Consider the following 24915-nt stretch of genomic DNA (forward strand, 5'->3'; position numbering starts at 1 on the left):
GTTAAATGGAGAAACCCCATGGCACAAGCCACAACCATCAAGGGCGGCAAAATCCGAGTTCTCCTCGGAAACGATGCTGATCCTATCGTTTATGAAAATCCTTGCGGCTTCACTCAGCGCTCGATCACGCTGACGAAGAACCTCGAAGAACTGAATATCCCGGATTGTTTGGATCCGGATAAGGTGGACTGGGTTGGCCGTGATGCGACCAGTCTTTCCATGGCAGTCAATGGCGAAGGCGTTCTTGCTTCGGAAAGTGTTGATACCTGGCTGGATGCCTTTGACAGTATCGACAGTGTTCCCGCAAAGGTCGAATGGGAGTTTCCGGCAAAAACCATCACGTGGACAGGCCGCATGCATGTTGAAAGCATGGAAGTTGGCGCGAACAATGGTCAGCGGGCAACGAACAATGTCTCGTTGCAGTCAGACGGCGAAATGGTCCGCGTAGTTACGCCGGTAACGCCATAATGAGCCGTGATGCTTCCATCACCCTCGATTTCGCGGACGGAACATACAAGTTCCGTCTCGCATGGGGGCAACTGGCAGAGTTGCAGGAAAACTGCGATGCCGGTCCATATGTCATCCTTGAACGCCTGCAAAACCGCTCTTGGCGTCTGAATGACATTCGCGAAAACATTCGGCTTGGTCTGATCGGCGGCGGAATGGACCCGGTTTCGGCGCTCAAACTGGTCAGGCGATATGTCGAAGATCGTCCACTTCTCGAAAACGTCAAGCTTGCCCAAGCTGTTTTGACGGTCGCCCTTATTGGCGCGCCGGAGGAAGAAGTGGGGGAGCCAAAGGCGGCAGGTCGAAAGAAAAAATCGATGAACTCCCGAACGGGAAAATCCGATTTGCCGCCATCTACGGTAACGGCGCAGCCATAGGCTTCACCCCGCAACAGGTCGATGCAATGTCAGTCTGGCAATACCTTGCCGCACTGGACGGCTACATCAAGGCCAATTCGAGTGATGACAGCAAGTCGCTGTCAAAGCGCGAGCAGGATGAACTCTGGGACTGGCTACAAGGGCGGGATTAATTCTTGAATGGCTTCAGGGATTTCCCTCCTTTTTTTGCATTCAAGGTGATCGAATAAACTGCGGCTGGAAACTTATACGGCGCGCATCGCATAACAGCGCGCTTGAGGGTATCGCCCAAGGCACGTGACGATCCGCCTTTCACATAGTCCGTAGCCGTTATGTCGATTGGCGTGCCTTCACCATCGATCTCCACAGCAAGAACAAACCTCCCGGCGTCCTCAAATGACACGGGAGTATTCCAGCATTTCATTACGGCGCTCTGAAACGCCGCATCATCAACGGCAAAGGCCGGTGAAACGAGCGTGGCCATCACGGCGGCGGTCGCAACAATCTTTTTCATAAGGCCCCTCCATGGCAACTGATCTTGAAAAGCTTGTCGTTCAGCTTGCGGCAGACGTCAAGCAGTTCGAGCGGACATTCAATCGCGCTGTCGGCGTCTCAAACCAGAAGATGGCCCAGATTGAACGCCGCGCCGGACAGATGAGCAAAAACATCGAGAAGGCGCTTAACGGTATCTCGTTTCGTTCGCTTAACGCGGCGCTTGGGACAGTAGGTACCGCGTTCGGGGCACGAGAAATTGCAGCTTATGCCGATGAATGGACGCGGGCGGGAAACCTCATTCGTTCTGCTGCTACGTCGGCAGGTGTCGAGGTTCGTTCTCTCGATGAACTGAAGGATAGCGCAAATGATGCCCGCACGGGCCTTTCTGATTATACAGACCTATATGCACGTTTGATCCGGTCGGCGTCTGCTGTCGCCAAATCGGAAGGCGAAATTGCGCTGGCAACCGATCTTGTATCAAAGTCATTCAAGGCCGGTGGGGCGGCTGCTCAGGAACAGGCAGCGGGCATCCTACAGCTTGGTCAGGCTCTCGGCTCTGGTGTGCTTCAGGGTGACGAACTGCGCTCACTGCGCGAGAACGCACCCATTCTGGCAAAAGCCATCGCGGATGAGTTCAAGGTGTCGATTGCTGGGCTGAAGCAGTTGGGCGCTGAAGGCAAGTTGACATCGGATCGTGTTTTCCGGGCAATCCTGAACGCGCAGAAGCCGATTGAAGCCCAGTTTAAGGCCACCAATGCCACGATAGCCGACGCCTTCACCCAGGTGAACAATGAGTTTCTGGCCTATATCGGCAATGCAGATGCATCGGCAGGCGCAAGCGCGAAGCTCGTTGCTGCGCTCCAGTATGTTGCCGATAACTTCAAGGAAGTGGCCGATGTTGCCGCAACCTTTGCGACAGTTATTATCACCGCACTGACTGGCCGCGCACTGGGCGGGTTGGCAGCAAGCCTTGTGACGGCACTTGGCTCTCTCGGAAAGTTCCTCACTGCACTGCGCACGGGCGTACCTATTGCGACAAGCTTTGCCGCTGCTCTTGGTCCAATCGGGCTATTGGCTGGCGCCGCTGCCGCTGCAGTCCTCTTGCTCTACAACAACATGGCGAGCGGCGATACAGCCGCCCAGTCCTTCACGAGCGCAGTAAAGGGTAACGAAACAGCCCTTAACAATGCTGCTTCGGCCTCAAGAGCGTACCAGGCCGAACTCGTTAAACAGATAAGCTTGCAGTTGGAGGCGGCAAAAACAGCCGAGGCCCAAGCGAACGCCGATTTCAACACGGCTCTTCAGCGCGCAAATGCCTTCAAAAAGATGACAGGTTTGGAGTTCGCTCCATTCGAATACGCTACGAACCAAGCGCAAGCGCAGGCTGGCATACTATCTCGCGCTGTCGGTGACTTGGAAGTTCAGAAGAAGCGCGCCGAGAAAATCCTTGCCTCCACGCCTTCCGGCTACGGTGGCGGTATTGCCGCAACGCCGGATAAGGATAAGAAGGGCCGGAAAAAGCGGACGCCAGCGGAGAAGTTCGACCGGGATCTACAGAACATCACGGATCGCACCACGGCACTTGTGGCCGAGACTGAGGCGATGCGTCAGCTTAACCCGCTGATTGATGATTATGGCTATGCCATTGAGAAGGCGCGCACTGAACAGGAACTGCTCAATGCGGCGCAAAAGGCTGGTGTTGCCATCACGCCGGAACTGCGCGCCCAGATCGCAGAGACGGCCAACCAATGGGCGCTCGCGAGTGCGGAAGCAAACAAGCTTGCCGAAGCTCACGACAAAATCCGTCAGCGGGCCGAAGAATGGCGCGATACTGAAAAGGATGCTGTTCGCGGCGTGGTCGATGACCTGATTGCCGGGAAATCGGCAGCAGATGCGTTCGCGGATGCTCTCGACAAAATACTCTCCAAGCTACTCGATTTCGCCTTCGACGGCATATTCGACAGCCTTGGAAAAGGCGGCGGGAGCATCTGGGGCGCAATTGGTAGCCTCATCACAGGCAAGTATGCCGACGGCACGAACAGCGCTCGCGGCGGCCTTTCTCTGGTCGGTGAGCGTGGTCCGGAATTGGTCAATCTGCCTCGCGGCGCGCAGGTGATCCCAAACCACAAGCTTACGGCTCCCACGCTTCCAAGCATCCAAGGGGCAAGGCAATCGGCAGCGTCCGGCGGAATGCGCGTTGATGTCGGTGTGAGCGTCGACAATGACGGGAACCTTCAGGCCTACGTCAAGAACGTCGCGAAGCAAACCAGCCAGAGCGCAATCAAGGGGTACGACAAGAGCGGCCCTGCGCGACTGAAACGTGACAGCAGGCAAGCCAATATGCGGGGTATGGTATGATCGATCTTGTTTCGACGGTTCGTTTCCTGCCGTCATATCCGCAGCTTCACAGCCCGGTCAGCATGTCAAAGTATGGCAACCGGGCAATTTCCTTTGTCGAATATGCTGACCCTTATCGGACAATCGACATGGAAACGGCTCCAATGAAGGCTCGCGAGGCTGTTGCACTTCAGGCTTTCATTGCATCGGCTCGCGGTGGGATGGAAACGATTGTTTATCGCCCGACGCATATCTGTACTCCACAAGCCTACTGGGGCAATTCAGACGATCCGCATATCACCGGAACCGCCTCACGTGGCACGGTGACAAATGGCAGGCAGGTGCAGTTTACAAACGTCGTTCCCGGTCTGATCCTGATGCCCGGCGATCTGATTTCCTTCACGAGTGGCACCTATCGCCAGATGGCGCAAATCACGGTCGGGGCAACAGCGGCAAGCACCCAGATGACGGTAACGGTCGATCAGCCGATTGCATCCTATATCGCGGCGGCGGCTGTAGTCAGGTTCAAAAAGCCTGAACTGAATACCCGCCTTGTGCCGGGATCGTTCCAGATGAGCCGTGGGCCGCGTCCTACGGCCTCTTTCCAGTTGATGGAGGTTCCTCGCTGATGGCTTTCCCCACGCGACTTCAGCAGCTTCTGACGGAAGGCCGCATCGTTGTTCGATCGATGGGCGATTTCATGTTCGGAACGGGCGCTTGGTATATGTGGAACGGCATGTCGGAACTGGTCTGGAACGGAAACACCTATATCCCAAACCAGCTGATAGCCATCGAGGAGCCGCCTTATCAGATGGGTTCCGAGGCGTTGCCGATCACCATCACAATGCCGGTGGCTACCGATTTCGGGATCACGCCTGACAAGCTCGCCCAGATTGAAAGCGTCGATTACAAGGGTAGAACTGTCATCCTGTACGATGCCTATTTCGACCCGGACACGCGGGAACTCTTGCACGTTGAACCGATGTACCGGGGCTATATCGATACGATTGACCACGCCTTCGACAATGGCGAGTTCATGCTGAAGGCCAATATAGAGACTACCGCGCTCGAAAATCACCGGGATGGTTATCGCACGGCCTCGCATGAGGATCAGCAGTTGGTTTCTCCCGGCGATAGGTTCTTCGAGTACGCCTCGACCGTCCGACGCGAAAACTTCTTCATAACGGCACCGTAAACCATGCGACATCACGACTGGGAAAAACGCCTCGTGGCTATCACCGAGGCGCATCTGAACTCGCCTATGGTCTGGGGGCAGTCCGACTGCATTCTGACCGCTGCTGACGCTGTTGAGGCGGTTCTGGGGGATGATCCGGCGAAGGATATCCGGGGCAAGTACAAGAGCAAGACTGCCGCTTACCGGCTGATCAAACAGCGCGGTTTCAAATCGGTGGCTGAAGCGCTCTCCAGCCTGTTCGAGGAAATCCCCGTCGCATTGGCCCAACGTGGCGATCTCGGCGTCTACGAGAATACAGCCGGTTACTTCTGTGAATACGGTTTCGCTGTGAAGGGCGAGGACGGCTTGCGCTTCCTGCCAAGAACCATGGCCGAGAAGGCTTTCAAGGTTTCCTGATGAAATATCTGCTGGTTATCCTTTTCGCGCTGCTGGCATCGCCTGCGGCCGCAGACCCGGTTACGCTGATTGTCGGCGCTATCGGCTCTGCTGGCTCGTGGCTGTTCGGTGGTTCGTTGCTTGCCAATCTGGTTCTGGGTGGGCTTGCTGCTGCCGCCAAGTACGCATTGGGTTCAATGCGCCCCAAGCCGAAGTCAGAGGCGTCCAAGACAGAAACCCAGTATGGCGAAAACCTTGTCCGCGAAGTCGGCATGGGCATTTTCGGCACCATGGGGCATCACGTCTATAGAAATGCATTCGGCAAGGGCAACCGGATGGTTCAGGACGTTTACAAGCTGTCGGATTTCCGTTGCCTTGAACTGCTCCGCGTGTCGATGGATGGTGAGTGGAAGGGCCTCGCTCCGAACGAGGAAACCAAGTACGGCGATACATGGGGCCGCAAGATTCTTGACGTGCACGAGGGCGGTGAGGTCTGGGTGCGTTTCTATGCTGGAACCATGGATCAGGCGGCAGACCCGCAGCTGATCGCCCACGCTAATCCTGCTGGCCGCTGGACGCCTGCCCATCGCGGCGCTGGCTGTTGCTATGTCGTCGTCACGTCCCGCATGGAAACCGACAATCTCACGTCACCGGCAAGCCTGTTGTTCGAGGTTCGAGGCGCGCGGCTTTACGATCCTCGCTTTGATACGACGGTCGGCGGTTCCGGGCCGCAGCGCCAGAATGACCAGAATACCTGGGCCTATTCTGACAATCCGGCTGTCATGATGTTCAACCTTGAGCGGGGTATCTATAACGGTACGGAACGGATTGTCGGACGCGGCACGGCTATGAGCCGGTTGCCTTTGTCTGAATGGTTCACCGCAATGAACATCTGCGATGAAGTCATGCCCGACGGTAGCAAGCGTTATGCAGCGGCACTGATCGCTTCTTCCGGTGATGGCGTCACTCACGACAGCAATATGACCCCGCTGCGCGAAGCATGCGCCGGTTCGTGGGTGGAGAGCGTTTCTGGTGAATATCCGATTGTTGGTGCAAACCAAGCTGTTATCGCAACGATCACCGATGTCGATATCAACTGGGAGAAACCGTTCACGCTGTCGCTGACACGGCCACGTGCTGAACTCGTGAATACGGTCGCCGGTAGCTATATCAGCCCGGATGCTTTCTATGAAACCGTCCCGCTGGCAACACGTATCGATGAGACGGCGCTTGCTCTGGATAGGGAACGGCTTGCCGCCAAGGTGGACTTCACGGCTGTCACCGATCATCGCGTGGGCGACCGTCTGGGCGATATCGCGATCCGTGCATCCCGCTATCAGGCAAATGGGCAGTTCACCATTCATCCGAAGTTTCTGGAATTGAAGGTTGGTTCGTGGGTCAATTATCAGTCTGAACGGTACAAATTCACCAAGACATTCCAAATACTTTCCAAGAGCCTTGGCGCGATGGGAGAGGATGGAACCCGTGATGTCGCTGTGACCTTGCAGGAAGTCGGCAATGGTATCTTCGATCCGACGGCCTATGAAACCAACCCGCCTGTTCCAATCCCGGTCGGGCCTCCTGACTATCTTGGGGAGGTTCAGGGCTTCGACGTGTTTCCAAATATCGTGCAGGGCGATGGTGGCGACGAGCATCCCGGCGCTCGTTTGTTGTGGGATGCGATCGATGACGTGACCGTGGCGGGTGTTGAAATCCAGTATTGGCCCGACAATGACCCGACACAGGTTTTCAATGACTATGTGACGAAAGATGTGACCGTTTTTCAGATCGTGAATGGCCTTACAAGCCTGACCGATTGGTGGGTGCGCACACGTCTTCGCGTGGCATCTGGTACGCGCCCGGTTGCATGGGCTGCTCCTGTTCCTTTCCGCACTCTCGACGCCAGAGGCGATCAGAAGCCGATTGATTACGAAGGTCTGGCAGATGATCTAAAGGGCTATCTCGGCTGGATCGGTCCGCAGGTGCGTGAATTGATCCGTCTCAGTCAGGAACTGGTAACACAGATCGCTGACAACCACGCCAACAGTTATGAGGACCGGCAGATGCTGGTTCGTCGGCTGGAAAGCACATTCGGCAGCGCTCAGGCGCAGTGGGAGGAAGCAATCTTCGTAGCCACCGGGCCAAACAGTGCCATCGCGCAACAGCTTACTACTATCAATGCCCAGCTGTTCGACGTGAACGGTGCGAGCATCATTCAGTTGCTGCAAGTGCGGGTTGATGGTGTCGAGGATGATGTGGCGGCGCAAGCTAATCTCATCACGCAGCTTTCCTCCAATATCGGTGAAGTGTCAGCAAACGCCACTTTCCGGATGGGCACTTACAATGCTCCATCGGGCTGGAATGCGCGTATCGGCATGGAAGTGCGTGGCGGGACTGCCGACAGCTTCAAGAGCGCGGGCATGTTCCTTGACGTGACCAGCACTCAGGCGCGCATCGCCTTCATCGCAGAGCAGATCGTGTTTTCGAACGGTACCGAGTTTTTCAAGCCTTTCGTCATCCAGAATAATGTGATGTACGGCGAAGGCTTCGTCATGGACTGGGCGAAGATCGTGAATGTTTCGATCCAGTGGGCGCAGATAGAGAATGCCGTGATCAACAATCTGATTGTCGGTACCAGCAATCTGGACTTCGGGGCGGTTACAGGCGGTTCACGCGCTCCATTCAACCAGCTTCTGAATGGATCAACCGGTGCCGTTGCTGCCTTGACCATCAATAACCCGGTCGGCAACAAGACTATTCCCGGCTGTAATGTCTCCCTGACCTATTCGTCTACGGGTTCAATGACTTTAAAACTGGCACTCCTGAACATAACAACCGGGGCGGAGATTATCTCGAACACCGGCACGGCTTCGGGCGGTAGCAACACACTGACCCTTGGCGGCAGCAATGTCGATTTCAGTTCGGTTCCCGGAAACAACGTCTACGGGCTTCAGGTAACCGTTCTGGCCAGCAGCGGAACCACAACAGTCAATAATACTGTTGGAACCGTACAAGCGCTCTTCTGGAAGCGCTGACCTTCATCAAAATCTAAACGGAAAGAACCGCGTCGACAGCGCGGGGAGGTATTTCATGGCTGTTCTATCTGACTATACCGATGGCACGATCACCGTAACCAATGGATCGGTTGATTTCACGGGCACGGACACGCTCTGGCGAAGTGCTGCATTTCGCGAGGGTGATACTGTCCTTCTACAGGGTTTCACCGGAGTGATTGCCGGCACATCGGACGATGATCCGCTGATCTTGTCCAACACGACAGGGCAGTTCACTGAGGCGTGGCCGGGCGCAAGCGGTACATTCTCCTATCGGATGCGCTATCAGCCAGACAATGCCCGTTTTTCGGCGAAAAGCACGGCTCTGATCAATCTTCTCGCCAACGGCATTCTGCGCGGGATTGCGGACATCGGTGTTGAAGATGGCAAGCTTCTGATCGGTAACGTTGCGGGCCTTTATGATCTCATCGATAAATCAGAGCTTGGCATCCAAGACCCAAACGGCAGCCTTGGTAAACTTGCAGCGCTCACATTGGGTAATCGTCAGATATTGCAGACTGATGATGCCGGAGCGCTTACTGCTTTGACACTTGCTGCTCGCCAGATACTTCAGACAGACGCCAATGGCGCTCTTAAAGCAATTGCTCTTGCGGCGAACAAGTTCTTGCGAACTGATGCCAATGGCGAACTCACTTTAAGTGATCTTGGCGCTGCTGCAATAGCTTTGCTCAATCTGAGCGGAACAGCGGAGGCAGACAGGTTACCTTACCTTACAGGGGATAGTTCAGCCAACCTTACAGTTCTATCGTCATTTGCTCGCACTATCCTTGATGACACAACCGGCGCTGCGATGTGGGCGACTATGGGTGGGTTGAGAGGCACGGCTTCGAACAACATCTACTGGAAAACGCCGGGAGGGCAGCTAACAATTGCTGGAACGACGGCTGGAACCACGGATGCGAATGCAGCTTTGACGGCGGTGTTTCCTGTCGCGTTCGCCGACGCCAACTATCAGATTGTTGCTATCGGCGGCGAGATAACAATCCCGACCTATAATGTGCTTTGGGATCGGGCTCCAGGAGCCTGTAGTTTTCAGGTCTACAACACGGGTGGCAACCCAAGAATTTCCGGTGCAGCTCGAATAAATTATATCGCAATAGGAGATGCTTGATGATTGTCCGAGCAGTATTTGACGTGGCTGGTTTCCCGACCGCTTTTTATCCCGATGACGCTTGGCCGGAGGGCTACCCGACCGACGCTATCGAAATCACGGAAGATGATTGGCATGAGTTCTTGAACAATCAGGGCTTGAGGCAATGGAAGGATGGTGGGATTGCCGAGTATTCGCCGCCATCTGTCGAGCCCGTGACAATAATTCCGGCTGTCTCTCTTTGGGAGCGCTTGACCAATGACGAAGCGGAACAAGTCAACGCTGCCATGTCAACCCAGCCTTTCCGCACCCGTCAAATCTTCCTGACGGCCAACGCCTTCCGCTCCGATCATGAGCTGTGGCCGTTGTTAGAAAGCATGGCAACCGATCTGTTTGGCAAGGCGAGGGCAGTTGAACTGCTGGCTGCCTGATTGCGTCACCTGCGTTTTTCCCGCCAGATCATCCATATGATGATGACCAGAAGCGCTGCAACCAGAGCGCCTTCGATCCAGTAGTACCAATGCATGGCGTCCCTCCCGCTGATGATAACGGCGAACGGACAAAATAGTTCAAAATTCAAAATATCGAGGTTCTTATGAAACTCGTCTCCGACTGGAGGTGGGTGCTTCGCTATGCGTGGAGCATCCGCCTCTTAATCGCAGCCGGCATCCTGACCGGCGTCGAAGCCGTGTTGCCCTACCTGGCTGACACATCCCTCATCCCCGACCGGTGGTTTCGCCTTTTGATGTTCGTCGTGACGATCGCGGCGTTCATGGCGCGCATCATTTCCCAAAAGGATTCCTCAAATGAGTAAACGTGCAAAGGGCGTGTTGGCGTCCGGACTTGGCCTTGTTGCAATAACTGCAGCTTATCTCACCGTTCCGTGGGAGGGTGTCGAGAACAAGGCATACTACGACAAGCTGGGTCGTGTCTGGACGGTCTGTGCTGGCGAAACCAAGGGAGTGAAACCCGGCGACCGATACAGCGATGCACAATGCCTCAAGATGCTGGAAACGCGTCTGGAAAACGATTTCCGCAAGCCCTTGCAAAAATGCATCGTCACCTTCGATCTCGCTCCGATTAGCGTGCAGGCGTCCATGCTCGATCTTTCTTACAACGTTGGCGTCGGTGCTGCCTGCAAGTCAACTGCAGCGCGGCGCATGGCCGAACGTAAGTGGCGTGATGCCTGCAATGCGATGACGCTCTATAACCGCGCCGGCGGCAAGGTTGTCGACGGCCTGAAAAAGCGCCGGGAATACGGTGACGCGCAACGCGTCGGTGAACTGGAGCTTTGCCTTGCGGGGCTGGGCTGATGTTCGGGCTTCTGGACTATATCAAGATCGGGCTGGGCGTTGTCGCCGGCATCGTGCTCGGCTCGATCTACTTCAACGGCGTTCCGGTTCTCAAGGATCTGCCGGCAGTCGGGTTCCTGTTCGAAGGGCAAGCGAAGAGAGGTCTTGTTCATCAGTTCGAGCTTGCCGCAGCCCGCGCCGAGCGGGATGAGCTACAGCGTCAGCTCAAAGCCAGCGAGTTCGTGACCGCCGCCTATCAGGAGCAGATCCGCAATGTCTGGGCCAGTGAAGCCGCCCGGACTGAGAAAACCGAACAGGAGATCGCCGACTATGAACGCAAGCTTGCTGAAGCGGGCCGCGCTTGCCTGCTTGATAACGACGATATTGAGTTCCTGCGCCGCTGACAGAAAGCTGATTGTAGCAAGTGAAACTCAGGGCCGGGCCGCAGCAGGAACGAACCTGCCTGATTATCCTGAAGACTGCCGGCGCAAGGAAGCGCATGCGCCGCTTGTCGAGGGGCAGGAAAAGCTATCAATCCTGAAACGTGAGCGCGAGGCGCTCGATCGGCAGAACGCACGGACTGACCGGTGCGCCGACTTCTACGATGATGTGAAGAGGGGGCTAGAATGACGCCGATGGACAATTCAGCCGAAACAGCTGTCAGAATGGCAGAACTCCCGGAAGAGACACGGGAGTTTTTGTCTCAGTTGCGGGAGGAAGACATAGCCTTGATGAAGGACGGTTTGGATTTAGTACGTTCGATTCGCACGATCGGCCGGTTCATGAGGTGGGTGGTTCTGGGCGTCCTGGCAACGTTGATCGGGGTCGTTTCGCTTTACGAGAATGTCATGAAAATGTGGAGCTGGTTTCACAAGTAGCTGTTGGCTGTCGGCAAACCATATCTGTTGTATTGCAATTTTAACGAGAATGAGCTTAAGGATGGTGTATCTCTAATCATTGGGGGCTTATGTTGATCTATAAAGTTGAAGCCGTGGGGCCGGATAGAAATGGCCAGTTTTGGGTCCAAGTATCACCGTCAGCATCGGGAGATTTGGGGCCTTTTCGTACAATTGTGGAAGCCGAGGCGATAGCGACCGAACTTGCCGTGAAAATTGCTGCCGTGTTCGATGAAGAACGCAGAAGAATGGCTCGAAATAGCTAGCATAATGGGATGGCCCAAAATTATTCAATAATTTGGGCCAGACCCTCCACGAATCTACTTGTTTCCTGAAGCCTGACAATAGCGAGAAGCATTTCGCCGTGGCAGGCTTTCTTATTGCGTAGGGCCTGGCCTCCAATCTCACCAAGAAATTTCTAGGTGAGGGCCAGTCGCTATTCCTCCGGATCCGTTCCCATCTCACCCATTTGAACGCCCTTTGCCATGCTAGCGATGGCTCGCGCAACTTCGATGCGATCCCATCCGGCCTCTTGCGCATTGTCTATCAGGCCGAACAGCCCATCGGCCAAGGCTTCCTGACAATCCATAAATCTGTCGGCGTAGTTTCCGTCTTTCTTCGGCCCTTTCATTCCATCCTCCCTAGAACAAACTTGCCTGCGCTTCCTTATTATCATTGCTTGGTGTGAGGTCGATCAGATCGGCGTCGGGCAGGGGCTTTTGCATTTCCTTGGCTTCATCCCATGGAGCGCGCAACCATGTGTCAATTTCTTCTGTTGTTCGGAGTATGACCGGCATTGCCTTTGGGTGGATCGGCTTCACCACGGCATTCGGTTCGGTCGTGAGAAAGCCGAAGATATCGACCTCGACGGGCCCTTCCTTCTTCTTCCGCACACCCTTCCAGCTTGTCCATATGCCCGCGAATGCGAACAACGGCTTTTCCTCATTGAGAGCGAACCAGTGAAGCGGCTTGCGCTTGGTCTTTGGGTCCGGTTCTTGTCCATATTCGGAGAATGAGGTGGCCGGAACAACGCATCGGCTTTCGACGCCTTGCCACCGCCGCCAGTGAGGCGAGGTAAGGTTGCGGATGTTCGTTACTCCGCTGTCCGCTTCGCCTTTCAAGTACATCGGCGGCGTCGGCATACCCCAGCGGAGCATCGCAAGCTCTGGCTCATCACCTTTGATGTTTCGCAAAACCGGGGCTGGATAGTCAGGAAAGATATCCATCTGCGGATCGACGCGGTTCGTCAGGTCCGAGAATTTCTTGAACAGACGGCGCATGGCCTCATGTGTCGTGGTGATATTGTACAGATTGCACATGCGCTCCTCCTCGTTGTGGAGAGAATAGCGCGGTTATTGATGGCGTCTAGTTGTGTCGTCGGTTTCTGGCTCGAGCATCGATTGGCGTTTGAAGTAGGCGTTGAAGCGGCGTTCTTCGCTCCTACGCGACCACATCACTCCAATTGGCAACAGAACGATTCCCACGCATGCTATACGAAATATCCAGGTTGCTCCGGTCGGGCCAAACAGCTTGAGGTGAAAAATACCCAAGGGCGAGTTGCTTTGAGTTGGATCGACAAAGATAAGTCCAAGTATGCCAGCCGATATAAGCCCCGCCGCTAGCAAACGAATTTTCCAGACGTCACTCATATTGCCCTCCCCATTATGGAGGGAACTTACATTTTCGTGGAAAATCAGTCACGGCTTATTTTCTGCGTCCAGCCAATGAATCTTCGCCTTCCTGTTTATGAGCGCGACAAAACCACAGCTGTCCGTACGTCGTTTTGTAACCGAACGATCCCCATTCGCTGCAATCCTTGGAATCGCAGAGGTGCACGAACAGACTTCCAGACTTGGCTGCTTGCGCGTTGTCGTTCTTATATCCGTTCATTTGTACCAGTACTTTCCGTCATTCCACATATACGGTCGCTGAAATTCCAGGCGTTTTCTATCTCGCAATTCTTCAAACATCCGTCTCACTAGGCTTACGACTTCTCCTTTGTCCTCACATACTCCATAAGGAAGGTCTTGAAACGGGCTCTGGCATTCAATCAAGCACCATTTCCATGTCCCTGCGCTCGGACCAAAGTAGCTTCTCAGGATGCGGCAGAAGTTGCCCCATTCAGTATATGCTATGAAGTCACCGGAACAGGTCTGGCCACCGATGATCGTTCGACACCATTTAAGTTGCATCATTTCTCAGGCAGTCCGTAACTGATGAAGTTGCCCGCTTTGTTCCCGCACTTGCTGCAAACAAGCCGTGGCTCGATCTCTTCCAGCGTTACCCACTCTCCGAAGCGAGCGGCCATAAGCGGGGCTGTCTTTTCCAGATGATGCCGACAACGCGCACAGCTAAAGCGCACAACGTTTCGCGGGCGCAGTTCTCGCAGTACAGTTTGCATTTCATTTCACGAAGATTGTCGGCTTCCAACCACGTGCAAAGCCCATCGACATAGCCAGACTGGCATACTCGATCTCTTTGACGAGAAAATCCCGATCTTTCAGAAGCGCCTCGATCGCAGCCCGCACGTCGCCCTTGTGGTAGGTGAGAACCAATTCAATTTCGTCGTCGTACTCATTTCCCTGCGCAACCGCATTCATTGTTCTGCTCCAGCGAAGCAGACACACACGCCACCTAACGTGTCTGGATTACATCAGCGCCGCTCGCTGATGTTCTTAAAATGTTCTCATTCTGAAAAAGAGTCAATCGCGATTCTGCGATTGTGAAAATCCGCCCCGACCGGGGTGGCTTTCGGTGCAGGCAAACACACCGAAAAGCGGCGGCTTCGATTGGACGTCAGATCCGCCCGGCATGACGGTAGGTCAAATGCCACACCCCGACCCTTGCGGGCGGGGCATACTGGCCATTACAGGTTAACAAAAAATGCAAGAAGGGTTTTCTTTCACATCCGTTCATCCGGTGTCGCCGGCAGCAAGCTATATCGGCGGCAAGAAACAGCTGGCGCAGCGCGTGGCGTCGGTTATCGAGCAGATCCCGCACTCGGTCTATGCAGAGCCGTTCGTCGGAATGGGCGGCGTGTTCTTTCGCAGGCGACTGGTTCCGAAATGCGAAGTCATCAACGATATCTCCGGTGACGTGATAACACTCTTTCGGATCCTGCAGCGTCATTATCCTCAGTTCATAGAGACGCTGAAATTCCAGATCACAAGTCGGCGAGAGTTCGAGCGATTGAGGGCTTGCGATCCGTCGACGTTGACAGATCTGGAGCGTGCTGCCCGGTTCCTCTACCTCCAGCGCCTCGCATTCGGCGGAAAGGTCACCGGGCGCAACTATGGCGTCGACACTGGCGGATCTGCACGGTTCAACGTCACGCGGCTGGGGCCGCTGCTGGAAGAGATCCACGAGCGGCTTGCCGGCGTCCAGATCGAGAACCTGTCATGGTCGGATTTCATTGATCGCTATGATGCGCCCGGAACCCTGTTCTATATGGATCCGCCGTATTTCGGCTGCGAGACTGACTACGGAAAGAATGTATTCAGCCGGTCCGATTTCGAACGGATAGCGGCGCGCATGGCAGATATCAAAGGGCGCTTCATGATTTCTCTGAACGACACGCCGGAAGTCCGATCGATCTTCTCTGCGTTCAAGATCTGCGACGTTGCGCTGACCTACACGATCGGCAGCGGGCAGGCGAAGCCGGTAGGCGAGGTTATCATCATGGATCGGAAGCTGCCGACAGTGCCTAATATGCCTGAATAGAGGTTGGAAAGTGGGGCAGACACATGAAAAAACATAATGTTTTTAACGCATGCATTCCTGTCCCACTTTTCTGCAAGCCATTGAAAAGGCCGGAAATCCGTAGAACCTCCGGGACTCCAACTTTCAGTCTTCAAACAGACGTGTGTCGATGGATTTTGTGAAGCGCAAAAACGCTGTCACGCTGTCAAAAATGAACCGCGCTTCATTCTGCTCAATCAAGTCAGGGTTATCGTGAGCTAGCGACTTGTCGTTTCGTATCGTATTCATTGCTTCGAAAACACTGATGGAGCTTTTTATTATGCGTTCCGACATTTCAGTGAGATTGCGCTGGCCGGTCATAAGCTTAACATATCGTCCAACTCTTGAATGAAGCGGATCGTTCTCGCCAACGTCTCCGCCGCCATGTTTTCTAATCAGTGCAGCGTAGCGCTTCATGCAATAGGTATGAAGTCGATCTAAACCGGCTTGTGGCCGCTTTGCATCTAGATCTCTTTTGATCGCAGCCACCAGCTCGTCAAGGGTCTCATTGGCTTCAAAGGCTTCAAATGCGGACGCGTCAATTGTGTTGTCCTCGCCTTCGAAGCGAGCGACAGTTTGGAAGTAACTATCGTGCAATTGTTGCTCACGTACTTGATTCCGATGGAGCGGTATCGATGCGCGATAATTCCATAGCTCTCGCAGTAGAAACGCCACCATGCCCGGCTGTGCTCTCTCAATGAATGATCGAAGTCTTTTCGCCTTTGATGTTCCTCTGCCATTGAAAAGCTGTGGTGAGCTCTGCGGGTCTATTTTGACCGTCTCGTAAAAGAAATCGTCAAACGTTCTGTCTGAGAAATCCAAAACGTATCCGCTTTCCATCATTAGCGCTTCTTCAAAGCAGCTGCGCTCGTGGCGCGGAATAAGCTTTTCGTAGTCGCGTATCATTGGCCCCCGCTGATAGAAAAGATTTGCGATAGGGCCTATTCGTTACCGCAAGAGAAGAAGTTAGAAAAGGTCCTGTCCTATTCCGCCCCTCCGCCGATATAATCGCCCGTGTGACGGAGATGTGGCCTCGTACTACCTGCAATGCACAAGCTATTTGCGATAGAGGATTCGGCCACATGAATGGCGATATGTTCACATTATGTGCAGGTGTGATTTAAAGGTATATCGGGTACACAAAATAGCGCACAAATAGGTGCACATAACGGCGCACAAAAATATGAAAAAGCCGATAAATAAGGGGTCAGAGAGGGTGTGATATGGTGAATGGTTCCAACCGACCGTACCATTGTCTCTCATATATTCGTTGCGAGTTTAAATCAGCGATAAAACGCTGGTTCGTCGAGCTGCGAAAAATTCATAAAAACAACAGTTTAATGCGAATTGCAGGAATGCGATAGCGCGCTTGATGCTTTAATTGGAACCAATAGCCTACCCTGCCATTAGGTCTGTAGCGGCAAATCTTATGCCGCTGAAACCAACAGGAGGATTTGATCCATGAAACAGGTCAACCCGACTGAGGCAAGGCAGGGGCGCGAAGGCAAGCCCGTTCTCATCGTGCTGCTGGTCAGTATCGCGGCGGCACTGGTCGTGTGGGTGCTGGTCGAAATCTACGGCACCGTTATTTCTCCCGATGAGAATACGCCTAATGGCGAGAACTCCCTGCCACCCGCCACGACGGAATCGGTCCCACCGGCGTCGGCGAAATGATCGTTTGCTTGCGAGTGCGCGTCGTTGGTACATTCGTCTATAGCGGAACCAAACCCAATGGTGCCCGTTGTGAAGCATGGAACAATTCTGGGCTGAATTTACGCATGAGAATGTAATCAGTTTGCCGGTGGTTCTGGCGCGGATGCTGCTGGCAACACTGCTCGGTTCCATTATCGGTCTGGAGCGGGAATGGCGTCGGCGACCGGCCGGGTTGAAAACCCATATGCTCGTCTGTCTCGCCTCCGCTACCTTCACGATTGTTTCGCTGGAACTGGTCAATGTGCCGGTATTCAACGATCAGAATATCCGGATGGACCCTTCGCGGCTCGTTGAAGCAATCACCAGCGGGGTCGCCTTTCTGGCGGCGGGGTTCATCATCTTCGCACGCGGAAAAATAACCGGCATCACGACCGGCGCCGGCATGTGGCTTGCAGCCTCAGTGGGGCTCGCCAGTGGTCTGGGCCTCTGGCATATCGCAATCATGGCGACATTGATTGCCGTCACGGTTCTGGTCGTAGTGGGCAGGATGGAAAACTCGGTTGGCCCGGACAACAGCAAAGTCGAGGACAAAAGCTCCTGAGCTGTTACCGAGCCAACAGTTTGCCGGAGTGACGGATCAAACGTCGGCGAGCGCTTCGGCGATGCTGTCCTTCAGGGCAAGGCGCTGTTTGCGCAGGTTTGTTTCTTCTTCCTGGCTTACTGGCGCAATCTTCGTTTCAGCGCGGTGGATGCGGTCATTGACGGAATCGTATTCTTCCAGAATGCGGGCAAAATGCGCATCCTTTGCCTTCAATGCGTGAATGGCGTCGAGCTGGCCGGGAAACTCTTCTCCAAGTGTATGGGGGGTGTTCGACATTCTTTAGCTCCTTCCTTTGTTGAAAAGAGCTTCGCAAGCCAGCGAGCCAAAGGCATTGATCGCGATCAAGTTGAGCGGAAAGGAATATGCGGAAACTGCATGGCTGGCATGCAAATGCCGATCTTCTAAGTTGTCAGTGCGATCCCCATCTCATGGGCACGGACCAATGAAGTGTCCGTGATGGAGAGAAAAATGTTTACCCGCTTCAATAATCGTTTCGGTCGTGCATTCGCGCAATTCGGCAGCGCCGTTCGTGCCTCTGCTGCTGTGCGCGCTGGTCAGAAGCCTACTGCCCAGGACCTTGAGACGCTTGGCATCGACGTTGACCAGTTCCGTCGTATTCAGGGTTGAGCAATCAAGTAAGCGTATGCGTATCTGAGTAAAAAAGCCCCGGATTTCCGGGGCTTTTGTTTTTAGTCTTCGTCCGTTGCCATCTGGCTCAGCAGGGCACCCTTGCCGCGCTGGCGCATGATCATCGGCACAACGACTGCTGCAATCGCCAGTGCGATCAGCACGATCGATACCCAGGAATGCACCAGAGCCATCGGGTTGCCCTGACTGATCTGCAATGCCTGACGCAGGCTCTTTTCTGCCATTGGCCCGAGGATCAGGCCAACAACAACCGGCGCGATGGGATATGAGAAGCGTCGCAGCACATAGCCCAGCACACCGAATGCCAGTAGCAGGCCGAGCTCGAATGAGACCGGCAGGCCGAACAGCATCGAGGTGGAGGCATTCGCACCGATTGTGCCAAGCGTTGCGAAAACCAGAATACCTGCATAGAGCCAGTGGCGCGGGATGGTGAGCATCTTCACCCACAGGCCGATCAGCGGCAGGTTGAGAACCAGCAGCATCAGATTGGCCACGAGAAGGCTCGCCACCAGACCCCATACCAGCGTGGCATTGGTCACGAACAGGAGAGGGCCGGGCTGCAGGCCGAACTGCTGGAAACCGGCAAGCATGATTGCTGCCGTTGCCGTGGTTGGCAGGCCGAGCGTCAGAAGCGGCACGAGGGTGCCCGCAGCCGAAGCGTTATTGGCCGCCTCCGGTCCCGCAACGCCTTCGATGGCGCCTTTGCCGAATTCTTCCGGATGTTTCGAGAACTGCCGTTCCGCCGAATAGGAAAGGAAGCTCGACACGTCGGCGCCGCCTGCAGGCATGGCTCCGATTGGAAAGCCGATGGCGGTGCCGCGCAACCACGGCATCCATGAGCGTTTCCAGTCATTCTTGGTCATCCAGACGGAACCCTTGACGGCGATGACTTCATCTTCCGGTCGAAGCTTCTTCGACACGACCGCAAGGGTTTCACCGATGGCGAACAGCGCCACCGCCAATGTCGTGACATTGATCCCGTCGAGCAGGTTCGGCGTTCCGATGACGAGACGTGCCTGACCCGTCAGCTGATCGATGCCGATCAGGCCGAGCGCCAGTCCGATGAACAGGGACGTCAATCCGCGAAGCGTGGAATCGCCGAATGCTGCCGAGACCGTCATGAAGGCCAGAAGCATGAGCGCGAAATATTCGGACGGTCCGAAGGACAGGGCGAATTTCACGACCCATGGTGCGACGAAGGCAAGCGCCAGAGTGGCGAGCAGGCCTGCGATGAACGAGCCGATGGCCGCCGTTGCAAGCGCTGGTCCGCCACGCCCGGCCCGGGCCATCTTGTTGCCCTCCAACGCGGTGACGATGGAGGCGCTTTCTCCCGGCGTATTGAGCAGGATCGACGTGGTCGACCCGCCATACATGCCGCCATAATAAATGCCCGCGAACATGATGAGTGAGCCGGATGGATCCAGCTTGTAGGTAACGGGCAGGAGGAGCGCGACGGTCAGCGCCGGGCCAATGCCGGGCAAAACACCGACGGCGGTGCCGAGCGTGACACCGATCAGCGCGTAAAGAAGGTTCGATGGTTCAAGCGCCACCAGAAGTCCGTTGGCGAGAAGTGCGACAGTATCCATGATGGCACTGAGCCTTTAAAGCATTTCCAGCAAAAATGCGAAGCGGTTTTGCGTAGGATAATGCGACAAAACAAGGACTTAGAGCATTTCCAATGTTTCAGTCAAAACTGGGAATGCTCTAAACGAATTGTTCGAGCCAGCCGGACGGCAGCGATAGCTGCAGGCCGCGTGCAAAGATGAACCAGATCACGAAGGCGAAGACGATGCCGACGGGAACGCTGATCCAGAATTTGCGATAGCCGAAGCCACGTGCGGTTGCTGCGAAAAGCAGGCCGGTGGACAAGGAAAAGCCGACAGTCTTCATCGTCAGCATCTGGATGGCCAGACCGCCGATGATCCATGCCATCGGGGCGATCTCCTGATGCTCTCGCTCTGGAAAATCACCGCGAAGCGCCTCGAATACGGTCCAGATGGCAAGGCCGAACAATCCGGCTGCGACGACATAGGGAACGGTTTTCGGGCCGACCGGCGAGTAGCTCGTCACGTCGTTTCCATAGGTTGTCGACCAGGCAATGGCGATGGCGACAGCGGCAAGAACAAGGGCGATGACAAGAGCGGCGAAATCTGGCGCCGCCCCTTCCGGGCGGCGCTTTTCCTGCGGTTCTGTTCCTGTCATTTGACGAGGCCGATTTCCTTGAGGATGGTTTCAGTCGCAGCGACGTCCTTGGCAAGCTGCTCCTTAAACGCCGGGCCGGCGAGATAAGTATCCGCCCAGCCCTTGTCTTTCAGAGCCTTCTGCCAGGATTCCGACTTCACCATTTTCTCGATATCGGCATTGATGGCAGCTTCCTGTTCGGCAGTGATGCCGGGAGCAGCGGCCACCATGCGCCAGTTCTGGATAGAAACGTCCACGCCACCTTCCTTGAAGGTCGGTGCGTCGATGCCTTCCACGCGCTCGTCGCTCGAAATGCCAATGATGCGCAGCGTACCGGCTTTGATCTGGGCGTCGAATTCGCCATAGCCGGAAATGCCGACGGTTACCTGATTGCCGAGAATGGCTGCCAGTGCTTCGCCGCCGCCCGAGAAGGCGATGTAATTGACCTTGGTCGGGTCGACGCCTGCTGCCTTGGCAAAGAGGCCAGCGGTGATGTGATCGGTGCCGCCCGCAGAACCGCCGCCCCACGAAACGGAGCCTGGATCAGCCTTCAGCTTTGCCGCAAGGTCGCCAAGGTTCTGGATGTCGGAAGAAGCAGGCACGACGATGGCTTCATATTCACCGGTGAGGCGTGCAATCGGCGTGATGGCGTCGAGCGTAACCGGCGATTTGTTGGTCAGGATAGCGCCGACCATGACATAGCCACCGACGATGAGTTGGCTCGGGTCGCCCTTGTTCTGGTTCACGAACTGGGCAAGGCCGATAGTGCCACCAGCGCCCGGAACGTTGATGACCTGCACGCTGCCGGAAATCTTTTCGTCCTGAAGCGCGCTCTGCATCGTGCGCGCCGTCTGGTCCCAGCCGCCGCCCGGAGCCGCAGGCGCCAGCACCTTGTAGTCTTCTGCGGAAGCAGAGCCTGCCATAGCCAACGCCGCTACCGACGTCAGGGCCAGAATAAATCTACGCATATGTCCTCCCAAATAGAATGTATGCCGCCTCCCGGCGGACCTCCCCAAAGTCCCGCTCCTCTAGCGGGAGAAAACTACATGGAGATTAGCGAAAACAAATTCAATAGGCCAGCGCATGCGACGATAGTTTGGCCGCAATTTAAATAACGGGCTTTCGAATCGCTTGAAAACCGTGCGTTGGAAATAGCCATCGAGACCTGCTTGACGGCGACATCGGGTCAACGTAATAGTGTAACGACGGTTCCCCGACCGAGAGCGAAGGGGATTAATAGGGAACACGGTGAGGACGACCCGAAAAGGGGCCAAGACCGTGGCTGCCCCCGCAACTGTAAGCGGATTGCCGTTCATCCTCGTGACGTTGAAAGCGTCATGCCACTGTGCCGGAGAAGCGCGGGAAGGCAGATGAACAGCAGATATTCGTGAGCCAGGAGACCTGCCGTTTAGTGTTGTCCATTGTCACGGGCGGGGATGCCCGGAGCAGGAGCCGGTTATGACAGATTTCCGCGTCGCAGGACGCATCCTTCCATCGTCATCGCATGATTTCGACATGTCCCCGGATATGCCTGTCCGTCTTCCGTATCGGATTTTTTCCGCCAGCTGACAGGGCGTCTTTTTCTCATCATTTCGGGGACTTTCATGAATATTCTCGGCAAGATGCCGTTTCGCGCCGCCCTCTGTGCGGTTGCATTTCTCGCAGGCGGTTTGGCTGCACAGGCAGCGGAAACGCAATATCCGCTGACGCTGAAAAATTGCGGTCGTGACGTTACCTTCAAGCAGGCACCGAGCCGCGCGGTTGCGGTCGGCCAGAGCAGCGCAGAAATTCTTTACAGCCTTGGTCTCAGCGACAGGGTCGTCGGCACGGCAGTGTGGTTCGGGCCTGTTCTCAAAGGTTTTGAGGAGGTGAATGCCAAGGTAAAGCGGCTCGCCGATAACGATCCGAGCTTCGAAAGCGTTCTGGCGCAGAAGCCGGATATCGTAACGGCGGATTTTCAGTGGCATGTCGGCCCGACCGGCATTGTTGCGAAGCCTGAACAATTCGAGGAACTGGGCATTCCGGCCTATACATCGCCTTCCGATTGCGTTGGCAAGGACAATTCCGGCGGTGGCGACGGTGTTCGTACGGCAGCCTTCAAGATGGATATCGTCTATCAGGAAATCACCGAACTGGCGGAAATCTTCAATGTGCAGGATCGCGGCGAGAAACTCGTCGCCGACCTGAAGGCGCGCGAAGCGGCCGCGCGCGAAAAAATTGGGTCTGCTGGCGGCAAGCTGTCTGCCGTTGTCTGGTTCTCCAGCACGCAGGTCGATGCCGATCCTTACGTCGCAGGCAAGTTCGGCGCACCCGCCTATATTCTTTCGGCACTCGGCATCAAGAATGTGATCAACAGCGAGGAAGAATGGCCGACGGTCGGATGGGAAACGATTGCGAAATCGAACCCTTCGATGATCGTGGCTGCAAAGCTGGATCGCCGCCGCTATCCGGCTGACGACATTGCCGTCAAGCACCAGTTTCTCGAGAACGATGCGGTCACGAAGCTGATGCCTGCGGTTAAGGGCAAGCATGTCTTCGACATGGATGCGCAGTCGATGAGCACGTCGCTTCGCGTGATCGAAGGCATCGAAACACTTGCAGCCGATATCGCCGCCTCGGGCCTGAACAAGTGACGGCGCGGGTAGCGACAACAGGCTTCAAACAGAAGGGAAGGACCCGCTCCGGCGTGTTCTTCCTGGCCTTTTCGCTTGTCCTGCTTCTTCTTGCCCTTTGGCTCGGAGCGGCGATAGGCGAAACGGCGATACCACTCGATGTGGTTGCGAAAACCGTAGCCAATCGGGTGTGGAATGCCGGATATCCGCTCGAACCCATCGATGAAGGGATTGTCTGGAGCTATCGCCTCAGCCGTGCGGTTATCGCTGCATGTTGCGGCGCGTCTCTCGCAATATCCGGCGTCATTCTGCAGTCGCTGCTCCGAAACTCGCTCGCCGATCCTTACATTCTGGGCATTTCCGCCGGCGCTTCGACTGGAGCCGTCGCCGTTGCCATTCTTGGCATCGGCGCTGGCGTGCTGACACTCTCGCTGGGTGCGTTCATTGGCGCTATTGTTGCTTTCTGTCTCGTGTCCCTGCTGGCGCTGCGGGCGGGGCGAGGCAGCAGCGCTATCATTCTGGCGGGTATTGCCGGTTCACAGCTTTTCAACGCGTTGACGTCATTCATCGTCACCAAAGCAGCAAATGCCGAACAGGCGCGCGGTATCATGTTCTGGCTCCTTGGCAACCTTTCCGGCGTGCGCTGGCCGGACGTAACACTCGCTTTGCCTGCCTGTTTGATCGGTCTTGCCATCTGTCTGTGGCATGCGCGTGCGCTCGATGCCTTCACCTTCGGAACGGAATCCGCAGCTTCTCTCGGCATACCGGTGCGCCGCGTCTACGCGGTGCTGATCGGCGTCAGCGCCATGATGACGGCGGTCATGGTTTCCATCGTCGGCTCTGTCGGCTTCATAGGCCTCGTCATTCCCCATGCGGCGCGAATGGTGGTCGGAGTTCGGCACGGCAGGTTGTTGCCCGCGGCGGCCCTTATCGGAGCAATCTTCATGATCGTTGCGGATATTCTGTCGCGTATCATTATTCCGGGTCAGGTTCTGCCGATCGGGGTTATCACGGCGTTGTTCGGTGCGCCGGCCTTCGCCCTGTTGCTTGGACAAAGGAGGGCGTCGTCATGATCCTCTCAGCATGCAATATCGGCTGGTCGACGGGCAGTGTCGAAATCTTGCGCGATGTTTCGCTGGAAGTGGCGGAAGGTGAGTTTCTTGGCATCATAGGGCCGAATGGTTCGGGAAAGACCAGCTTTCTGTCTTTGCTTTCCGGTGTTCGTAGATGCCGCGTTGGCGAAGTGAACCTCTGCGGTGCATCCATCGACAGTTTTAGTCGTCGCGAGATTGCGCGCCAACTGGCGCTGGTCGAGCAACAGGCGGGAACAACCGAGCGCATTACGGCGCGTCAGGCGGTCGAACTCGGGCGAACGCCCTATCTTGGGGCCCTGTCGCCATGGTCGGCGGAAGACGATGCAATCGTTGACCAGGCGCTGGTCAATGTCGATATGGTCCATCTGGCTGACCGCTATTGGCACACGCTTTCCGGCGGAGAGCGGCAGCGCCTGCATATAGCGCGCGCCCTGGCGCAGGAGCCGCGGATTTTGCTTCTGGACGAACCGACCAATCATCTCGATATCGGGCACCAGATCGGGTTGCTTGATCTTGTCAGCCGCCAAAAACTGACAGTCGTGGCCGCCTTGCATGACCTGAACCATGCCGCGATGTTCTGCGACCGAATCGCGGTGATGGACAAGGGCAATCTCGTCGCGCTCGGCACACCGCGAGAGGTGTTGCGGGCAGAGCGCATCGCCGAAGTCTTCGGTGTCGATGTCGACGTCGAATATCAGGGCATCAGCGGCTGTCACATCCGCTATCGTGCTCCGGGCCAGCGCCCGTTGGAACTCAGACATTCTGCATGAT

32 protein-coding genes and 1 riboswitch are annotated in these 24915 nt (G+C 55.6%); of the genes, 22 read left to right on the top strand and 10 right to left on the bottom strand.

The genetic code is table 11. The annotated features are described in order from the left end of the window. Positions 1–18: 18 nt before the first annotated feature. Genes KWJ32_RS01430 through KWJ32_RS01440 form a run of 3 tightly spaced genes read left to right on the top strand, consistent with a single transcriptional unit; the run spans position 19 to position 1036 of the window. Positions 19–468 (top strand): phage tail tube protein, encoded by a 450-nt coding sequence (locus tag KWJ32_RS01430; protein WP_151609454.1) that lies wholly within the window; start codon positions 19–21, stop codon positions 466–468. Continuing rightward, a complete protein-coding gene (locus KWJ32_RS01435) occupies positions 468–884 on the top strand; it encodes a gene transfer agent family protein (protein ID WP_151609456.1) in 417 nt (138 codons plus the stop codon). The genes KWJ32_RS01430 and KWJ32_RS01435 overlap by 1 nt, the downstream gene beginning before the upstream one ends. A gap of 26 nt (positions 885–910) precedes the next feature. Next, a complete protein-coding gene (locus tag KWJ32_RS01440; RefSeq protein WP_255446961.1) occupies positions 911–1036 on the top strand; it encodes a hypothetical protein in 126 nt (41 codons plus the stop codon). On the opposite strand, the gene KWJ32_RS01445 is transcribed toward KWJ32_RS01440, so the two are convergent. Then, positions 1033–1377: a hypothetical protein gene (locus tag KWJ32_RS01445; protein WP_151609458.1), complete on the bottom strand. Its 345-nt coding sequence runs from the start codon at positions 1375–1377 to the stop codon at positions 1033–1035. The two genes, KWJ32_RS01440 and KWJ32_RS01445, sit on opposite strands and share 4 nt — an antisense overlap. An 11-nt stretch (positions 1378–1388) precedes the next feature. Between KWJ32_RS01445 and KWJ32_RS01450 the strand changes: the two genes are divergently transcribed. The 12 genes from KWJ32_RS01450 to KWJ32_RS01505 all read left to right on the top strand — a co-directional run bounded on the left by KWJ32_RS01450 (position 1389) and on the right by KWJ32_RS01505 (position 11599). Next, the gene (locus KWJ32_RS01450) at positions 1389–3716 is read left to right on the top strand and encodes a tape measure protein (protein ID WP_151609460.1); all 2328 of its coding nucleotides are present in this window, start codon (positions 1389–1391) and stop codon (positions 3714–3716) included. Beyond that, the gene (locus KWJ32_RS01455) at positions 3713–4324 is read left to right on the top strand and encodes a hypothetical protein (RefSeq protein WP_151609462.1); all 612 of its coding nucleotides are present in this window, start codon (positions 3713–3715) and stop codon (positions 4322–4324) included. Before KWJ32_RS01450 ends, KWJ32_RS01455 begins: the two co-directional genes overlap by 4 nt. Continuing rightward, on the top strand, positions 4324–4890 hold the full coding sequence (locus KWJ32_RS01460) for a hypothetical protein (protein ID WP_151609464.1): 567 nt from the start codon (positions 4324–4326) through the stop codon (positions 4888–4890). Before KWJ32_RS01455 ends, KWJ32_RS01460 begins: the two co-directional genes overlap by 1 nt. A 33-nt stretch (positions 4891–4923) precedes the next feature. Then, on the top strand, positions 4924–5286 hold the full coding sequence (locus tag KWJ32_RS01465) for a hypothetical protein (protein ID WP_151609466.1): 363 nt from the start codon (positions 4924–4926) through the stop codon (positions 5284–5286). Next, positions 5286–8300, top strand: a complete 3015-nt coding sequence (locus KWJ32_RS01470) for a phage tail protein (RefSeq protein WP_151609467.1) — start codon at positions 5286–5288, stop codon at positions 8298–8300. Before KWJ32_RS01465 ends, KWJ32_RS01470 begins: the two co-directional genes overlap by 1 nt. Positions 8301–8355: 55 nt before the next feature. Next, a complete protein-coding gene (locus tag KWJ32_RS01475; RefSeq protein ID WP_151609469.1) occupies positions 8356–9450 on the top strand; it encodes a hypothetical protein in 1095 nt (364 codons plus the stop codon). A 23-nt stretch (positions 9451–9473) separates the two neighbouring features. Then, on the top strand, positions 9474–9860 hold the full coding sequence (locus KWJ32_RS01480) for a hypothetical protein (protein WP_231771550.1): 387 nt from the start codon (positions 9474–9476) through the stop codon (positions 9858–9860). Between the two features lie 164 nt (positions 9861–10024). Further along, positions 10025–10243 carry a hypothetical protein gene (locus tag KWJ32_RS01485; RefSeq protein WP_151609470.1) on the top strand — a complete coding sequence of 73 codons (219 nt, stop codon included), beginning with the start codon at positions 10025–10027 and terminating at the stop codon, positions 10241–10243. Continuing rightward, positions 10236–10742 (top strand): lysozyme, encoded by a 507-nt coding sequence (locus tag KWJ32_RS01490; protein ID WP_151609472.1) that lies wholly within the window; start codon positions 10236–10238, stop codon positions 10740–10742. Before KWJ32_RS01485 ends, KWJ32_RS01490 begins: the two co-directional genes overlap by 8 nt. Continuing rightward, the gene (locus tag KWJ32_RS01495; protein ID WP_151609474.1) at positions 10742–11125 is read left to right on the top strand and encodes a hypothetical protein; all 384 of its coding nucleotides are present in this window, start codon (positions 10742–10744) and stop codon (positions 11123–11125) included. The genes KWJ32_RS01490 and KWJ32_RS01495 overlap by 1 nt, the downstream gene beginning before the upstream one ends. Continuing rightward, a complete protein-coding gene (locus tag KWJ32_RS01500) occupies positions 11106–11351 on the top strand; it encodes a hypothetical protein (protein WP_235915099.1) in 246 nt (81 codons plus the stop codon). Before KWJ32_RS01495 ends, KWJ32_RS01500 begins: the two co-directional genes overlap by 20 nt. A 5-nt stretch (positions 11352–11356) precedes the next feature. Then, complete coding sequence (locus KWJ32_RS01505; RefSeq protein WP_151609602.1) at positions 11357–11599, top strand: hypothetical protein; 243 nt, start codon at positions 11357–11359, stop codon at positions 11597–11599. Between the two features lie 454 nt (positions 11600–12053). Here the strand turns inward: KWJ32_RS01505 and KWJ32_RS01510 are convergent, their stop codons facing one another. From KWJ32_RS01510 to KWJ32_RS01525, 4 genes are all read right to left on the bottom strand, one after another. Beyond that, a complete protein-coding gene (locus KWJ32_RS01510; protein ID WP_151609476.1) occupies positions 12054–12248 on the bottom strand; it encodes a hypothetical protein in 195 nt (64 codons plus the stop codon). Positions 12249–12258: 10 nt separating this feature from the next. Next, positions 12259–12936, bottom strand: coding sequence for an SOS response-associated peptidase (locus KWJ32_RS01515; protein ID WP_151609477.1), 678 nt, complete (start codon positions 12934–12936; stop codon positions 12259–12261). Between the two features lie 33 nt (positions 12937–12969). Next, positions 12970–13266: a hypothetical protein gene (locus KWJ32_RS01520; protein ID WP_151609479.1), complete on the bottom strand. Its 297-nt coding sequence runs from the start codon at positions 13264–13266 to the stop codon at positions 12970–12972. Positions 13267–14019: 753 nt separating this feature from the next. Then, positions 14020–14217, bottom strand: coding sequence for a hypothetical protein (locus KWJ32_RS01525; protein ID WP_151609483.1), 198 nt, complete (start codon positions 14215–14217; stop codon positions 14020–14022). Between the two features lie 283 nt (positions 14218–14500). Here KWJ32_RS01525 and KWJ32_RS01530 point away from each other — a divergent pair, with 283 nt between their 5' ends. Next, the gene (locus KWJ32_RS01530; RefSeq protein WP_151609484.1) at positions 14501–15337 is read left to right on the top strand and encodes a DNA adenine methylase; all 837 of its coding nucleotides are present in this window, start codon (positions 14501–14503) and stop codon (positions 15335–15337) included. A 123-nt stretch (positions 15338–15460) separates the two neighbouring features. On the opposite strand, the gene KWJ32_RS01535 is transcribed toward KWJ32_RS01530, so the two are convergent. Next, a complete protein-coding gene (locus KWJ32_RS01535; protein WP_210251056.1) occupies positions 15461–16261 on the bottom strand; it encodes an abortive infection family protein in 801 nt (266 codons plus the stop codon). Between the two features lie 555 nt (positions 16262–16816). Between KWJ32_RS01535 and KWJ32_RS01540 the strand changes: the two genes are divergently transcribed. Then, positions 16817–17029 (top strand): hypothetical protein, encoded by a 213-nt coding sequence (locus KWJ32_RS01540; protein ID WP_010659108.1) that lies wholly within the window; start codon positions 16817–16819, stop codon positions 17027–17029. A gap of 76 nt (positions 17030–17105) precedes the next feature. Further along, a complete protein-coding gene (locus KWJ32_RS01545; RefSeq protein WP_012093272.1) occupies positions 17106–17609 on the top strand; it encodes an MgtC/SapB family protein in 504 nt (167 codons plus the stop codon). Positions 17610–17645: 36 nt separating this feature from the next. Here the strand turns inward: KWJ32_RS01545 and KWJ32_RS01550 are convergent, their stop codons facing one another. Continuing rightward, positions 17646–17885, bottom strand: a complete 240-nt coding sequence (locus KWJ32_RS01550; RefSeq protein ID WP_012093271.1) for a YdcH family protein — start codon at positions 17883–17885, stop codon at positions 17646–17648. Positions 17886–18077: 192 nt separating this feature from the next. Between KWJ32_RS01550 and KWJ32_RS01555 the strand changes: the two genes are divergently transcribed. Beyond that, on the top strand, positions 18078–18236 hold the full coding sequence (locus tag KWJ32_RS01555; RefSeq protein WP_100229493.1) for a hypothetical protein: 159 nt from the start codon (positions 18078–18080) through the stop codon (positions 18234–18236). Between the two features lie 62 nt (positions 18237–18298). On the opposite strand, the gene KWJ32_RS01560 is transcribed toward KWJ32_RS01555, so the two are convergent. The 3 genes from KWJ32_RS01560 to KWJ32_RS01570 form a co-directional block, all read right to left on the bottom strand. Beyond that, positions 18299–19843 (bottom strand): tripartite tricarboxylate transporter permease, encoded by a 1545-nt coding sequence (locus KWJ32_RS01560; protein WP_012093270.1) that lies wholly within the window; start codon positions 19841–19843, stop codon positions 18299–18301. Positions 19844–19961: 118 nt separating this feature from the next. Beyond that, entirely contained in the window at positions 19962–20459 is a 498-nt protein-coding gene (locus KWJ32_RS01565) for a tripartite tricarboxylate transporter TctB family protein (RefSeq protein WP_010659103.1), read from the bottom strand. Then, positions 20456–21406 carry a tripartite tricarboxylate transporter substrate binding protein gene (locus tag KWJ32_RS01570; protein ID WP_010659102.1) on the bottom strand — a complete coding sequence of 317 codons (951 nt, stop codon included), beginning with the start codon at positions 21404–21406 and terminating at the stop codon, positions 20456–20458. Before KWJ32_RS01570 ends, KWJ32_RS01565 begins: the two co-directional genes overlap by 4 nt. 221 nt (positions 21407–21627) lie before the next feature. Next, positions 21628–21862, top strand: a riboswitch (cobalamin riboswitch). Positions 21863–22042: 180 nt separating this feature from the next. On the opposite strand from KWJ32_RS01570, the gene KWJ32_RS01575 reads away from it, so the two are divergent. Genes KWJ32_RS01575 through KWJ32_RS01585 form a run of 3 tightly spaced genes read left to right on the top strand, consistent with a single transcriptional unit; the run spans position 22043 to position 24914 of the window. Further along, complete coding sequence (locus KWJ32_RS01575) at positions 22043–23071, top strand: ABC transporter substrate-binding protein (protein WP_012093269.1); 1029 nt, start codon at positions 22043–22045, stop codon at positions 23069–23071. Positions 23072–23124: 53 nt separating this feature from the next. Continuing rightward, positions 23125–24123 (top strand): iron ABC transporter permease, encoded by a 999-nt coding sequence (locus KWJ32_RS01580; RefSeq protein ID WP_012093268.1) that lies wholly within the window; start codon positions 23125–23127, stop codon positions 24121–24123. Beyond that, complete coding sequence (locus KWJ32_RS01585) at positions 24120–24914, top strand: ABC transporter ATP-binding protein (protein WP_012093267.1); 795 nt, start codon at positions 24120–24122, stop codon at positions 24912–24914. The genes KWJ32_RS01580 and KWJ32_RS01585 overlap by 4 nt, the downstream gene beginning before the upstream one ends. The last annotated feature ends 1 nt before the right edge of the window (position 24915 follow it).

This window comes from Ochrobactrum sp. BTU2 (assembly GCF_024539785.1).
In the GTDB taxonomy this organism is placed as follows: Bacteria; Pseudomonadota; Alphaproteobacteria; order Rhizobiales; family Rhizobiaceae; genus Brucella; species Brucella anthropi.

What these genes read in the sequence shown, in the direction of transcription:
- KWJ32_RS01430 (WP_151609454.1), top strand. Translation starts at nt 19, where the DNA reads ATGGCACAAGCCACAACCATCAAGGGCGGCAAAATCCGAGTTCTCCTC.
- KWJ32_RS01435 (WP_151609456.1), top strand. Translation starts at nt 468, where the DNA reads ATGAGCCGTGATGCTTCCATCACCCTCGATTTCGCGGACGGAACATAC.
- KWJ32_RS01440 (WP_255446961.1), top strand. Translation starts at nt 911, where the DNA reads ATGTCAGTCTGGCAATACCTTGCCGCACTGGACGGCTACATCAAGGCC.
- KWJ32_RS01445 (WP_151609458.1), bottom strand. Translation starts at nt 1,377, where the DNA reads ATGAAAAAGATTGTTGCGACCGCCGCCGTGATGGCCACGCTCGTTTCA.
- KWJ32_RS01450 (WP_151609460.1), top strand. Translation starts at nt 1,389, where the DNA reads ATGGCAACTGATCTTGAAAAGCTTGTCGTTCAGCTTGCGGCAGACGTC.
- KWJ32_RS01455 (WP_151609462.1), top strand. Translation starts at nt 3,713, where the DNA reads ATGATCGATCTTGTTTCGACGGTTCGTTTCCTGCCGTCATATCCGCAG.
- KWJ32_RS01460 (WP_151609464.1), top strand. Translation starts at nt 4,324, where the DNA reads ATGGCTTTCCCCACGCGACTTCAGCAGCTTCTGACGGAAGGCCGCATC.
- KWJ32_RS01470 (WP_151609467.1), top strand. Translation starts at nt 5,286, where the DNA reads ATGAAATATCTGCTGGTTATCCTTTTCGCGCTGCTGGCATCGCCTGCG.
- KWJ32_RS01475 (WP_151609469.1), top strand. Translation starts at nt 8,356, where the DNA reads ATGGCTGTTCTATCTGACTATACCGATGGCACGATCACCGTAACCAAT.
- KWJ32_RS01485 (WP_151609470.1), top strand. Translation starts at nt 10,025, where the DNA reads ATGAAACTCGTCTCCGACTGGAGGTGGGTGCTTCGCTATGCGTGGAGC.
- KWJ32_RS01490 (WP_151609472.1), top strand. Translation starts at nt 10,236, where the DNA reads ATGAGTAAACGTGCAAAGGGCGTGTTGGCGTCCGGACTTGGCCTTGTT.
- KWJ32_RS01495 (WP_151609474.1), top strand. Translation starts at nt 10,742, where the DNA reads ATGTTCGGGCTTCTGGACTATATCAAGATCGGGCTGGGCGTTGTCGCC.
- KWJ32_RS01505 (WP_151609602.1), top strand. Translation starts at nt 11,357, where the DNA reads ATGGACAATTCAGCCGAAACAGCTGTCAGAATGGCAGAACTCCCGGAA.
- KWJ32_RS01510 (WP_151609476.1), bottom strand. Translation starts at nt 12,248, where the DNA reads ATGAAAGGGCCGAAGAAAGACGGAAACTACGCCGACAGATTTATGGAT.
- KWJ32_RS01515 (WP_151609477.1), bottom strand. Translation starts at nt 12,936, where the DNA reads ATGTGCAATCTGTACAATATCACCACGACACATGAGGCCATGCGCCGT.
- KWJ32_RS01520 (WP_151609479.1), bottom strand. Translation starts at nt 13,266, where the DNA reads ATGAGTGACGTCTGGAAAATTCGTTTGCTAGCGGCGGGGCTTATATCG.
- KWJ32_RS01525 (WP_151609483.1), bottom strand. Translation starts at nt 14,217, where the DNA reads ATGAATGCGGTTGCGCAGGGAAATGAGTACGACGACGAAATTGAATTG.
- KWJ32_RS01530 (WP_151609484.1), top strand. Translation starts at nt 14,501, where the DNA reads ATGCAAGAAGGGTTTTCTTTCACATCCGTTCATCCGGTGTCGCCGGCA.
- KWJ32_RS01535 (WP_210251056.1), bottom strand. Translation starts at nt 16,261, where the DNA reads ATGATACGCGACTACGAAAAGCTTATTCCGCGCCACGAGCGCAGCTGC.
- KWJ32_RS01540 (WP_010659108.1), top strand. Translation starts at nt 16,817, where the DNA reads ATGAAACAGGTCAACCCGACTGAGGCAAGGCAGGGGCGCGAAGGCAAG.
- KWJ32_RS01545 (WP_012093272.1), top strand. Translation starts at nt 17,106, where the DNA reads ATGGAACAATTCTGGGCTGAATTTACGCATGAGAATGTAATCAGTTTG.
- KWJ32_RS01550 (WP_012093271.1), bottom strand. Translation starts at nt 17,885, where the DNA reads ATGTCGAACACCCCCCATACACTTGGAGAAGAGTTTCCCGGCCAGCTC.
- KWJ32_RS01555 (WP_100229493.1), top strand. Translation starts at nt 18,078, where the DNA reads ATGTTTACCCGCTTCAATAATCGTTTCGGTCGTGCATTCGCGCAATTC.
- KWJ32_RS01560 (WP_012093270.1), bottom strand. Translation starts at nt 19,843, where the DNA reads ATGGATACTGTCGCACTTCTCGCCAACGGACTTCTGGTGGCGCTTGAA.
- KWJ32_RS01565 (WP_010659103.1), bottom strand. Translation starts at nt 20,459, where the DNA reads ATGACAGGAACAGAACCGCAGGAAAAGCGCCGCCCGGAAGGGGCGGCG.
- KWJ32_RS01570 (WP_010659102.1), bottom strand. Translation starts at nt 21,406, where the DNA reads ATGCGTAGATTTATTCTGGCCCTGACGTCGGTAGCGGCGTTGGCTATG.
- KWJ32_RS01575 (WP_012093269.1), top strand. Translation starts at nt 22,043, where the DNA reads ATGAATATTCTCGGCAAGATGCCGTTTCGCGCCGCCCTCTGTGCGGTT.
- KWJ32_RS01585 (WP_012093267.1), top strand. Translation starts at nt 24,120, where the DNA reads ATGATCCTCTCAGCATGCAATATCGGCTGGTCGACGGGCAGTGTCGAA.